The following is an 11,669-nucleotide window of genomic DNA, read 5'->3' on the forward strand; positions in this document are numbered from 1 at the left end:
ACCCGCGCCTCGTCGGCGGCCGCTAGCGCCTTGAACAGCGGACCGTCCTTCTTGACCATGCGCGTCGGCGTCCGCAGCTGATCGAGCGCCCGCTTGGCTTTGTCCCGAACGATCTCGAACGCGTCGCCCGCCGCGGCCGCCTCGATTTCTCGCCCAATCAAATCGCGCAGCACCGCACGCTCGCCGCGCGATTTTTCTTTTCCGTTTTCGGGGTCCGTGTCCGGGTCGGGCGGCAATAGCGAGCGCTGCTGGCGGACCCAAACAAGACCGAGACCACCGGGAAGGTCGCCCGATCGGCCGGTCAGCAACGCCAAGCGTTCCTCAGCTTCGGCGTTGCGAGCCACGTCTTTGCCGGTGCTGACGTCCGTCAGAACAGCACTGGCTCCGCGCCCGAATTGCTTGCGGATCGACCAGCGCCGACCCTGGGCTTCGAATTCGGCTTCGACCAAAGGCTCGCCGCCCGCATGCGGACGCATGTCGTCGAGTGCCGCGCCAGTCACTTTGTAGCGCGTGAGAAACGCAGCTTCGAGCGCGCGAAAGAGCGTCGACTTGCCCATTTCGTTCGGCCCGGCGAGGACGTTGATGCCGTCACCGAAACCCTCGACGGCGGCCGGTTGCGCAAATCGCCGGAAGGCCGCGACACGGAGTGCGAGAAGCTTCACGGTTTTGCCTCGTGTCGTGCTTCGGCGGCAAATCCGGCGAGACGCAGCAGCGCCGTCGCAGCGTGAGCCTGTTGTGGACTGTCCGCATCGGAGCCGATCGCGGCAAGCTGGCGCGCCGCTTCCAAAAGCTGCCCGGTGAGGCCGAGAGCTTCGAAATCCGCCGCTTCCGGATTCACCGCCAACGCCTTGTCGTCGAGATCGAGGAAACGCAGCCGCGCACTCCAGACTTCGCGCCAGGATTGGAGCGCGGCACGTTCGGTGAGCGAAAGATGTCCAGTGAGCCTCAGATGCACCAGCGTTTTGCCGAGCGATAATGCGGAAGCTTCAAGGTCGCGCTCGACAGTCGCGAGGTCGGCCACGCTATGGATTGCGCGATCCATCCCAACCCAAGTGAATTCGCTGCTTCGCAACTTCTCGACGGTCGCGAGCTTCGCCTCTTCGAGCACGACCGAAAGCACGTAGCCGGGCTCGTTGTCAGGATATTGATCGGGCTCCGGCGTGCCGGAGTACCACGTGTTTTGCGCGACACTCTCGACGCCATGCCAATCGCCAAGGGCGAGATAGCTGAGGCCGGCGCGCTTGGCGCGATCCGGCGCCAGTCGCAGAGCCGCCGTGTCGTCGCTGCCGAAGCCGCGCACAGAACCATGCGCAAGGCCGATGCGCGCGACACCCGGCGGCGTCACCGCGATGTCCATCCAATCCGTGATGTCGCGGCCTGGGTCTTTGGACGTCAACGGCGACGGCAGCAGCACCGCCTCGCGGCCTAAAGCGTGAGGCACGGCTTTATCGAGGACGACCACGTTCGCCGGTGCCCCGATGCGCACGACCTGATCCCAGACGCCGCTGATGCGCGCCGGATCGTGATTGCCGGGCATCAAGAGCCACGTCAGATCGCTTAGCTCCGCGAGCCGCGCCAGCGCACGCCGAATGTCGATCGTGGCAATCAACTCGGAATCGAAGATGTCACCGGCGACGACAACGTGCTGCGCACCCTGGCGGCGGGCGATGTCCGCGATCCGCGCGACGATGCCGAGCCGCGCCGCCGCTAGCTCGCCCGCAAGCGCCGGCTCGAAACGGCGGAATGGCTTGGCGATATGCCAATCGGATGTATGGATGAAGCGGAAGGTCATGCGTTCGAGACCTTTCCTGCTTCGGCTTGCAAGTTCAAGTGAAGACTAATCGGGATCGGCAATGGTGTGGACAACTGGCGCTAGCGTGCGCGCAAGGAAAACGAGCGGAGTGCTGTCTTTGGTGCGCGCAACCTCGATAAATCCGTTCCGGTTATAAAACCGCACATTGTCCGAATTAGCACTTGTCACAACGTGAACGCCCGGCGCGCCCCTCCGCGTCGCCTCGGTGACAAAAGCCTCGATGAGCCGTCCGCCGATGCCTCGATTGCGGAACGCCGGTGCGAGGTTGATGTGAAGATGTGCAGGATATTTTCTCGTGAGGTCACCGAAAGCGGCGACGTAGCCAATATCGGCGAAACGTTCGCTCAAGCCCGGATCGTCGATTGCTCCGACGACATATCCGGCGACATCTCCTGACGCAGCGAACGCAAGATAGACAAATTGCGGATCGTCGCGCAGGTAGCGACCGAGCCAGCGCTCGCGAAAGACCGCCTGCGCCGCATCGCTCTCGAACGATTTGCTATTGCTGGCTTCGAAAAATATCGCATCGATCTCATCACTGAGTTTCGAACTCGGCGTGACGTCGAGATAACGATGGATCGTGACGGCGGCGGTCATGTGCCCCGCACGGTATCACGGCGCACGAGCCTAGTCCGCGCTGTTGACCGCAGCGACGAGCTGTCTGCGAAAGCCGGCCGGCAGGTCAGCAGGAATGGCGGCCTTTGCCACCCGAACAGGATTTTGAGCGTCCACCGGGGCCGCATCGGCCGTCGCCGGATTTGGGCCACCGTAATTGCGGCTATAGGGCTCCGACGGATCGTCCGGCATTTGGCGAATGCGCGGCGAAGGCGGCGGCTGTGTTGGCAGCCCGTCGGCCTCGACTTCGCCCGCCGGCGCTTTCGCAACGTAGGCGGCAACTACCGGCGCCTTGGCATAATAGACGTTGCTGTCGGAGGCGCATCCGGCCTGGAAAATCGCGAGGGAGATGATTAGAAACGGCGCGGCAGCCGCGCGAACGATCTTCGCCGGCACGAAACCGGAATCCAACGCAAACATGGGGTACGCCTTTAACGCCACAAACTGCTACGAGACACAACGCGTCGTGCCGGATTGAAACAGCGTGGCGTTAAGGAGGTCCTAACGTCCGTCGCGATCGAGGCTTACGGACGTCCGAGCCAGTTCGAAGCGGCGTTACGGGAGCTTTACGCCGGGTATCAGCCCCGATGCCCCGATGCCGTTGAACAGCGCCTGAACCGCGAGCGCGGCGAGCAGAATTCCGAAGACGCGGATCAGAACGCGCTGTGCCGTGACCCCCAAGAGGCGGCTCAACTGCTGCGCAAGAACAAGAAGCGCCAACGTCAACACCATCACCGAGCCGAGCGCGCCCATGACGACCGCCAGTCCGAGCGGCTCGCCGTGCGCGTTGGCCGCAAGCAGAATGCCGGCACTCATCGCGCCGGGCCCGGCGAGCAACGGCGTCGCCAACGGAAACACCGCAACATCGTCGCGCGACTGCGCTTCGGCTCCTTCCGGCGGCGTCAGTTTGATCGAACCGCCCGGCCGCGCGAAAATCATGTCGATCGCGATGACCAACAGGATAACGCCGCCGGCGGTTTGCAGGGCGGCGATCGAGACGCCGAGCTGATTGAGGATCGGTCCGCCGAGCAATGTGAAAAACGCCAGGATCGCAGACGCGATTAGCGTCGCTCGGATGGCGATGGACTGACGCTCGGCGAACGCCATCTTCGGCGTCAAGGTCGCAAAAATAACGGCCGCTTCGAGCGGCCCGATGGTCGCGAAGAACGTCGTGAAACTCCTGAGCGCGGTTTCAAGCATCGGCGGCGTCCACTGCCAAGCGAATCCCAGGCCGGAACGAGCAGCAACGCGGTGGCTGCGATGCCGCCGCGTGCGGTGTCGCGCCGGTCGTTTCGGCAATGGTCATAAGCACTCGATAACGGCTCCTGCTAACAAGCCTGATCGTTATAGACACGGAACGATTCTCGACGGATCATTGTCATTAGGGGGAAACAATCGCTCTTACTTAGGGAGATTGGTACGTGACCGAAAGGACCATATCAGGGGATGCCGGGTTTCGCGCCCAGCTTGCAGGTTTCAGTCTTACGACTGCGGAAATCCTTTATCGCCTTCCCGATCATCCATCGCTGCTGCAGACGTACATTTGGCAGGAATACGATTCCGCCCCACGCTTTCCGAAACTGCAGTCGTTTCTCGACTTTTGGATCGCCAAGCTTGACGGCAAGCTGTTCCGCGTGACGGTCGCCCATTCAAAGCTGATACGACCGGCAGAGCTGAGGCTCGTCGGCACCGAATTCAAGCTCAATTGAAAGCCGTCGGGCCGGTTTAAAAGGTTGCCGTTGGCGGCAGATTATTTCGGCGGGCTGAATAACATCGTAGCCAGCGAGAGCGGGCTCGAGTCCGAGTTGTTCAAATCATACAAAGCAGAAAACCGCGCGATGAATTTCTCGAGTTTCTTCGGGTCCTGCAGATCGGCCAGATCGAGTTTTTTGGTGATCATGTTGGCCTGAAGGTCGATGTCGGCATTCGACATTGCCACCGGCAAGCCCAGCGCTGTTTGTACGACTTGCAAAAGCGCCTTATCGGCAAGAATGCTGAAAGGTGACGTGATCGCCGGCGCCATGCGCTGGAAATATAATGCCAGACGCACGCCATCGTTGTCACTGCCGGCTTCCTGTTCCATGGATTGACGCAGATAGAGGTCAGACGTCGCGACGAGGTCGCTGCGATCCTGCGGCTGCAGTTGAGGAACGGGCAGGACGTTGCCGTCCGAGCCGAAATTGAAAGCGGTCGCCAGCGCCCTGAAGTCCGTATTGCCTTTCTGATTGACGAAGCTCTTGGGATCGAGCGGATCGCTCGTCAGAATTTTGCGCAGAACATCATTGGAGACGTTCTGATCTTTGAAGCCGTATGCCTGCAGCGCGTAGGCAACGAGGCGCTGATCCTTCAGGAAATCGTCGACGGACCCGATGCTGCTTATCGTCTCGCTGTAATAGGTACTTTCGGCCGTCGTCTGGTCCGGCGAGGCACTACCGGATTGCGCGGAGTAGAGCCCGATTATGGACGACAGGTCGTTATTCGTCTGTGGGCTGCTGACCGTTTTAGCTTTGCCGTCCGAACCGAAATTGAAAGCGGCGGCGAGGGCCTTGTAGCTTTCATTGTGCACGGTGTTGACGTAGCTGCCCGGATTTGTGGGATCACTTTCCAAAATCAGCTTCAGCCTCATCTTGGATTCCGAGTTCGGATCGAGCCCGAAGGCAGTCAAAACGTAATTGTAAAGTCGGCCGTCATTCAATAGGTCGTCGACCGACGTAATGCTGCCAATGCGCTGCTGATAATAAGCTGTCTCGGTATTCTCGGCGCTGACGGCACTGTCATCATAATCGGCGGAATAAAGATCAACGGCATTGTTGAGTTGATCCGCCGACTGCACCTCGGCTCCGGGAGCGATCGTGCCGTCGGTTTGGAAATTGAATGCGGCCGCGAGCGCGCGATAACTTGCCGATGCCTGCTTGTTCGCAACGCTGTTGGGGTCCGAGAGATCGCTCGTCAGGACGGCACGGAGCGTAGCTTTCGACTGCAAGACGGGATCGAGCCCGAATGCCGTCACGGCGTAGTCGATGAGTTTGCTATTGGCCAAGAGGTCATCGACCGTGGTGACGCTCGAAATATTGTCTTGATAATATTTCGTCTTGAAGGCGGCACCCGCAGGACTGGCGCCCGCGCCGGTGGCATCGTAGTTGAGATAAACCGTGTCTTGGATTTGCGCGTTGGATTGAACCGTCTCGCCCGCCGCGACGGAACCATCGGGCTGGAACGAGAATGCAGCCGCAAGCGCCCGATATCCTGGGTTGGTCAGCTGATTGGCGTAGCTTCCGGGATCCGACAGATCGCTCGTCAGGACGGCGCGAAGCGTAACGTTGGAGGTTATGTTGGGATCCAGACCGTAGGCAACGAGCGCGTAATTCAGAAGCTGCGGACGGGAAAGCAACTCATCGACCGACCGGACCGTGCCGATGTTGTTTTGATAATACTCGGCGCCGCTCGCAGCTGCCGTCCCCAGCCTGATGCGCTGCTCTGAATAAAGGCCGATGGTATCGTTTTCGTCGGCAGTCTCTTGAGCTGCCACCGGCGAAGTGGTGACCGTGCCGTCCGTCGAGAAGTTGAACGCCTTGGCCAAAGCCATGAAGCGCGGATCGGTAAGTTTCCCGACGAAGCTCTTCGAGTCGTTGACGTCGCTCTCCAGCACCTTGCGCATGAAGGCCTTGGCGTACGTCATATCTTCCAGCCCATAGGCCTTCATCGCGTAGGAGAACAAGCGCGTGTTGTCTATAAAATCGTCGACCGATTTTACCTTGCCGATATTGTCCTTGTAGTACTGGGCATCGCGTGAAACCTGGGCCTCCAAAGACACCCGGGTGAGTGTTTTCGTAAGATCGGCCGTGTAGCTTCGATACGATAAGTAGGTCGAGATCATCGTCCCAGTCTGCCTTGCTTCGCGAGTTCCAGGCAACACCCATGACGCCCGCTGCGATCCGAGTGCCAACGGGCGAATCGCACCGCCGATAATGAGAAGAATGAGAGAATGAATGCTTAAGCTTGCGCAGGCCCGCATTCGAATGAAGCCCTCCGCCACGCATCATCGAGCCGGCTAGCCCGGGGCGCGGGCTCTGGCAGTCTTGACGACGATGGTGACGATAACCGCCGTTCCCGGAGCGCGTGGCTCGACCTCAACCTTGCTGTCGAGCTGCGCCGCAAGCATCTGCACCAACCGGTTGCCGAGACCACCATCACGCGGCTTACCGGATTGACCAATTCCGTTGTCGGCCACGGTGAGCTTATAGACGTCGCCCGCCCGCTCGAACGTCACCTTGATGATACCCTGACGCTCATCAGGAAAGGCATGCTTGGCCGCATTGGTAATCGATTCATTGATGATGAGCCCAAGCGGCACCGCCTTTTCGAGGCTGATAGAATGACTTTCAGCAATACACTCGATCGCAACCGGCCGCATCGCGAGTCGCGACAAACGCAGGTCCGCGCATAATTCGCCGATATAGGATTTGGTATCGACCACAACGTGGTCATCACGAAGCTCGAGCTGGCGGTGCACTCGGGCGATGGTTTGTACGCGGTCGGCCGCGGACACGAGGGCTTCTCGTGCATCCTCTCCGGCGGAACGCGACTGAAGGTTCAACAACGTAACAATATTCGCGAAATCGTTGCGGGTGCGATGGGCCAGCTCGTTAAGCAGCAGCTCCCGGTCTCTCACCGCCACTTGCGCAGTCTCACGCTCCATTATCAGGTCTACGAGACCTACATGCAGCGCTTCCACGACGAGCGAAATAAGAACGCCAGTAAAGAAGAATAGCGCAAGGGCCGCCTGATCTTCGCCGCTGGCCACCGTCATCGAGCCGAGCGGCGGCAACAGGTAATAATCGACTAGGACAGTACTTAGCGCGGTGGCTAAAAAACCGTTGCCGCGATCGAGCAGCGCGCCGCACGCAAGGATGACAGGAATGAACACAAGGAATGGGTAGCGCTCCTGCACACCGGCGCCCCAGTGCACTCGCGCCCAAACAATGGCGAGGACGATCGCAATTGTGATCAAATAGCGCAGCGCGACCGGCATCGATCGAGAAGCCAGCGCCGTTCGATGAAGTCTGGCGATCCACGGTTGCATCGCTCAAATAACGCGGATCGGAGCAGAATGGTTCGAAACTGCTCCGCGACAACGAGGCACAAAAAGCGGGCAGCGGGCGACCTTGGCGCCAGAGCTGGCGCTTCAGAACGGCCCGCGCGAGGCGACACCGGAGACGACGTCGTTCAACGCTCGAATGCGATCATCGTAGGCACTTTTCAGGCAGGAAACCCGCTCACCGCAGGTATCGCGGGCCTTCAACCATGTCCTCTGCGCGTCTTCGATGTTTCCGCGCTGACCCATGGCCACGAGCGACGTCGCGGCACCATAGAGAGTGGCCATCCGCGCTTCCCGCTGGCCCAAGGAATAGGATTTGCAAATCGCATGTTCAGCGGGGGAACTCGCTTTCGCGCAGTTCAAAGGCGCGTAATCACCGGCGAGCGCCGCGTTCGGAACCGACAAAGCGGCCAGGGCCATCGCGGTCAACACCCAACGCATGCTTGCAACTCCAAACCGGGAACTCGCGATTTACTAGTCGAAGCCCGAACCTTTGGGAAGACGGCATAATCCGGCTCATCTGCGGACCAAAGCGGTTGCTCCGGCATAACGATATCTTCGCCCCTGGGATGGTGGTATTGTGTATCATGGCAATCGCAAATTGTACGCCACGAGCGACCGGGCTTGACCTGTGCTGCGCGAATGACGAGGCGACAGCGAATGTCTGTACCACGGACAAAGACAATGGTTGAACTCAATGGATGGCTGGCAGCGTTCGATCAATTGCCCCCGGAAGACCGGCGGCGGAGCATTCAACTGATCGAGGCTTACAACGGAGCCGTCGCGGAATCCCGGGCGGCTAATGGACTAACCGATATAGATCCGCTTCGACTGTTCAGCCGGGATGAGATCGAAGTTTTTGTTGGCGATTTTCGTTCCGATAAGCTGTCGATCAAGGCACCCGCCATGAAGCATTACTTAGAGCTTCTCGAGCAAGGGTATAAGTGGCCGGCGCTCATGTAGCCGGTCGACGAACCGATACTCAGCGCATTCCATAGATCTCAAACTTCGGAGGACATTCGCCATGCCTAAAGGTCAGCAAAAAGGCCGCGAAATCAGAAAGCCTAAAGCCAATAAGCCCAAGCCGGCACCTCAAACGTCGACATTCGGCGGCATTGAAGCCGCTAAGGGCGGTCTGAAAAAGAAACGTTAGGTTGATCTATCGGCGGCGTGTTACGGTGCGCTTCGCCTGAATATGCACGACAAAGTCCGCGAGCCTCGCGGTGAATGTCGTCCGACGCATTGTCGAAAGCCGAGGCGCATCGAGGCAATCAGCTCGGAAACCGCCAACTGCACAGCAGCCGGTTCCTTTCGCTGATACTGAAAGCAGCATTCGATAATCGATCGCCGCAGGTTTGATCGATCCATTCATGCCTTTAGCGCCGTCGGCGCGGGGCTGTTTAGGACTTCGGCATGAAAGATGGATTCATCCGCGTCAGTCAGCGACGCGACAAGATGTGGTCGGTTCTACGGGGTCCGCGCAATCTGTGTCTGCTGGCATTCGCCATCAAGTCTCATGCCGTCGCCTACGCACGCGCGATTTCTTCGTCAGGAAAGCTGACGCTGTTTGTCGATAATAGAAATGGAATAGCAATCCGCCAATCGTCGTCGAGCCTAATCTATCCGATAGTGCTCGACTAACGTCTCGAACCCTTAACTAGCGCAGTGTGCATCTCGCTGTTGCAGGGTGCTCGAAGGCACCAATTTGAACCCCAGCGAGGAGCTGAAAACCATGTCTCAAACCGAAGTCCAGATCAGTCCGACAATTTCGGCACGTCGTGGGACAAAGCAAACCTGTACGAATGATGATTGCGGCCGCCGCTTCTATGATTTGAAGAAGGAGCCGGCTGATTGCCCTTACTGTGGCGCGGCCGTTGAGCCGCACGTTGTTCTGCGCCACGAATTCCAAATGCTCGGCAAGCGACCGAAGGGCAAGTCATACCGATTGGACGCCCCGGCTCCGGTCGCGGACTCTGATGACGCTACAGTTGAGGCCGAAGTCGACGAGGACGAAGAAGACGCGACGCCGAACGCGGCGGCTGATCTATTGATCGAGGTCGACGACGAATCCGACGACGCGACAAGCGACGTTGTCAGTCAGGATCTCAACAAGGACGAAGCGTCCTAGATTGAAAGTCGCACGCGACGAAGAGTGAAGGAGCGCGCCTACGCTCGCTTTGCACGATGCCTGCTTGCTCACAGCCACCCTTCCCGCGCAACCGGCCGGCTCGCGGAACGCGAGTCGGTTGCGTCAATCCAAGTGCCACCACAGCCAACGCGATCGGCGGCCGGCTCCCCGAAAGGGAGTCGCCGATCGCAAGCAAACAAGGTCCAGGGCGGCGCGGCCTCGCTCTCATGTTTTATAATTTCGGATGCAGCCATCGCCGCCCCGTGCAGTGCCAAGTCTTGTTCACGCTCCCCGCAACGGATGAACCGGCATCGAGGGCGCTCGCAACCTGAAAAAAGGCGAACCTCTTTTCGAGCCGTCGAACCCACCATCCTCCCGTGCATCTCGAGTTGGCGCGGGAGTTGAGCCGCGACGCCTCCTAAGAGGCCCGCTCGCGGCCGGCAGGAATCCCCAGGCGCGCCGATATCGCTGGCAGCCCGGCACGCTCCCAACCGCACGCAAACCCCATGCTCGAGTTCACGCCCTTGCAAGTCGCGGCGGGATGAGAGGGAGTATGGGGTATGCGGATAAAGCGGGGATAAGTTTGGGATTGGGAGTTGTGCGGAGGGTTAAGAATTCGGGTCCGCTAAGAGCCAAAACCGGATTCGGCTAATGGAACCGAGCTGCGTTCTCGTCAGTCCAGCAGGTCCAGTTGCTTGGGCCGTTGCGGCTTGAAGTGCGTAAATTTGGTCTTGCTGAAGTCGAAGTGCAGGATCTGAAACTGCGGTGGATAATGCTTTGTCGGTGAAGTGAATGTTTTCAGATTCGCAGCGGCGAGCATCGCGTTGAACACGTCCCGCTTTTCCGCGTTCGCTCCAGGGGCATTGTGCCTCCCGTTCATTTCGTAGGCGACGGCACCGGTAATCAAGTCAGCGGCCTGAATGAGGCGACTGTTCTCTGACCTAAGAAACTCGAATCCCTTAAACGGCCCTGTGGCGACCTTGAATCTGGTTTTGCAGCGATTGTTCAAGGCGCATAGCGTAGAAACATCCTGACGCTCTTGGCCATCCGGGGAGTCGTAGTAGACGTAGTACTTGACGTTGGTACCAACGTCTTTTGCCATCTCGAACACCAACGTAAAAACGAACTTGGCGATGATGTCTTCTATCGTTTCGCCTGAGGATCGGTCGCGGTTGATGTGCCTACTCTCAACTACGAGAGCCCGGTAGCGCATTTTCCTCGGCTTCTTTTGAGTGAACCCAATCAGGGAGGTCCCAAGCTCCTTACAGAGTGCAGGTCGCTCCATAGCACTCCAGTGAATTTCCTTGCCAGAACGGTATTTATGCGCGAGCGCCGTCTCATTGATGAAAGCCGATACCTCGCGCGCTGACCCTTTCTGCAGGAGAATTGCCCCAACCGCGAAGTAGGTATCGCTCTTGCTACTCTCGTCGACGTAAATATGGAAAATGTTGGTGTCGTCTCTATACATTTAGACAAGTTCCCAGCCGGGCGGCCGCGAGGGACATTTCAAGGTTACGCCTTTCACTAACTCAATCAAATACTACGCGCGATCGAATCAAATATCCTTCGGTAGTTCAACTCTCCATCGAAACAGGCTGATCATGATCGACGGGGCGCAACAGCTTCTCACCCTGGTAGCAACCGGCATCGGTAGCTACGTAGCTCTGAGCGGTCTTTCAGCATGGAAGCGTGAGCATACCGGCGTTGGTCAAAGTCTTGATAGCGTCGTGCTCGACACATTTCGGAACGATTCCAACTTCCGCTCGCGGATCAGCTGAGCGGTTCGAAGGCTTTCGCTGACCAGAGCCATACTCCTGTCGTCCCCGGCACGTTCCCGACCGCCACGCAAACCAATGCTCAGGTTCGCGGCTTGCAAGTTGAGCCTAACCCCGCGGCGGCCGGCGACGCTCGTGAAACCACGAGCGATATTCCGTCATCTTCCCGCGCTGTGCCCCCGACGCACGTCGCTTGCACGTCGACGCCTCGTCGCTTTTGTCTGACGCGCCCCAACGCAG

14 protein-coding genes are annotated in these 11,669 nt (G+C 59.0%); 5 read left to right on the plus strand and 9 right to left on the minus strand.

Translation table 11 applies throughout. From position 1 onward, the window contains the following. The 5 genes from VN623_RS08295 to VN623_RS08315 form a co-directional block, all read right to left on the minus strand. On the minus strand, positions 1 to 662 hold a 662-nt coding region (locus tag VN623_RS08295; protein WP_414653189.1), incomplete at its 3' end, for an AAA family ATPase. Further along, entirely contained in the window at positions 659 to 1,792 is a 1,134-nt protein-coding gene (locus VN623_RS08300; protein WP_325569990.1) for a DNA repair exonuclease, read from the minus strand. The genes VN623_RS08295 and VN623_RS08300, both read right to left, overlap by 4 nt. A 45-nt stretch (positions 1,793 to 1,837) precedes the next feature. Then, complete coding sequence (locus VN623_RS08305; RefSeq protein ID WP_325569992.1) at positions 1,838 to 2,410, minus strand: GNAT family N-acetyltransferase; 573 nt, start codon at positions 2,408 to 2,410, stop codon at positions 1,838 to 1,840. A 30-nt stretch (positions 2,411 to 2,440) separates the two neighbouring features. Beyond that, on the minus strand, positions 2,441 to 2,848 hold the full coding sequence (locus VN623_RS08310) for an adhesin (protein WP_325569994.1): 408 nt from the start codon (positions 2,846 to 2,848) through the stop codon (positions 2,441 to 2,443). A gap of 135 nt (positions 2,849 to 2,983) precedes the next feature. Next, positions 2,984 to 3,628, minus strand: a complete 645-nt coding sequence (locus tag VN623_RS08315) for a MarC family protein (protein ID WP_325569996.1) — start codon at positions 3,626 to 3,628, stop codon at positions 2,984 to 2,986. Between the two features lie 221 nt (positions 3,629 to 3,849). On the opposite strand from VN623_RS08315, the gene VN623_RS08320 reads away from it, so the two are divergent. Next, positions 3,850 to 4,137: an usg protein gene (locus VN623_RS08320; RefSeq protein WP_325569998.1), complete on the plus strand. Its 288-nt coding sequence runs from the start codon at positions 3,850 to 3,852 to the stop codon at positions 4,135 to 4,137. Positions 4,138 to 4,178: 41 nt separating this feature from the next. On the opposite strand, the gene VN623_RS08325 is transcribed toward VN623_RS08320, so the two are convergent. The 3 genes from VN623_RS08325 to VN623_RS08335 form a co-directional block, all read right to left on the minus strand. After that, on the minus strand, positions 4,179 to 6,305 hold the full coding sequence (locus tag VN623_RS08325; RefSeq protein WP_325570000.1) for a DUF1217 domain-containing protein: 2,127 nt from the start codon (positions 6,303 to 6,305) through the stop codon (positions 4,179 to 4,181). Between the two features lie 174 nt (positions 6,306 to 6,479). Beyond that, positions 6,480 to 7,460: a sensor histidine kinase gene (locus tag VN623_RS08330; RefSeq protein ID WP_325570002.1), complete on the minus strand. Its 981-nt coding sequence runs from the start codon at positions 7,458 to 7,460 to the stop codon at positions 6,480 to 6,482. Positions 7,461 to 7,613: 153 nt separating this feature from the next. Further along, positions 7,614 to 7,967: a lysozyme inhibitor LprI family protein gene (locus VN623_RS08335; RefSeq protein ID WP_325570004.1), complete on the minus strand. Its 354-nt coding sequence runs from the start codon at positions 7,965 to 7,967 to the stop codon at positions 7,614 to 7,616. Between the two features lie 243 nt (positions 7,968 to 8,210). Here VN623_RS08335 and VN623_RS08340 point away from each other — a divergent pair, with 243 nt between their 5' ends. The 4 genes from VN623_RS08340 to VN623_RS08355 all read left to right on the plus strand — a co-directional run bounded on the left by VN623_RS08340 (position 8,211) and on the right by VN623_RS08355 (position 9,654). Next, positions 8,211 to 8,489, plus strand: a complete 279-nt coding sequence (locus VN623_RS08340) for a hypothetical protein (protein WP_325570006.1) — start codon at positions 8,211 to 8,213, stop codon at positions 8,487 to 8,489. 61 nt (positions 8,490 to 8,550) lie between these two features. Then, positions 8,551 to 8,679: a hypothetical protein gene (locus tag VN623_RS08345; protein WP_325570008.1), complete on the plus strand. Its 129-nt coding sequence runs from the start codon at positions 8,551 to 8,553 to the stop codon at positions 8,677 to 8,679. 260 nt (positions 8,680 to 8,939) lie between these two features. Next, positions 8,940 to 9,167 carry a hypothetical protein gene (locus tag VN623_RS08350; protein WP_325570010.1) on the plus strand — a complete coding sequence of 76 codons (228 nt, stop codon included), beginning with the start codon at positions 8,940 to 8,942 and terminating at the stop codon, positions 9,165 to 9,167. A 91-nt stretch (positions 9,168 to 9,258) separates the two neighbouring features. Further along, the gene (locus tag VN623_RS08355) at positions 9,259 to 9,654 is read left to right on the plus strand and encodes an FYDLN acid domain-containing protein (RefSeq protein WP_325570012.1); all 396 of its coding nucleotides are present in this window, start codon (positions 9,259 to 9,261) and stop codon (positions 9,652 to 9,654) included. 673 nt (positions 9,655 to 10,327) lie between these two features. On the opposite strand, the gene VN623_RS08360 is transcribed toward VN623_RS08355, so the two are convergent. Beyond that, positions 10,328 to 11,122 carry a DUF3800 domain-containing protein gene (locus tag VN623_RS08360; RefSeq protein WP_325570014.1) on the minus strand — a complete coding sequence of 265 codons (795 nt, stop codon included), beginning with the start codon at positions 11,120 to 11,122 and terminating at the stop codon, positions 10,328 to 10,330. Positions 11,123 to 11,669 lie beyond the last annotated feature (547 nt).

It is taken from the genome of Hyphomicrobium sp., from assembly GCF_035572195.1.
In the GTDB taxonomy this organism is placed as follows: Bacteria; Pseudomonadota; Alphaproteobacteria; order Rhizobiales; family Hyphomicrobiaceae; genus Hyphomicrobium_B.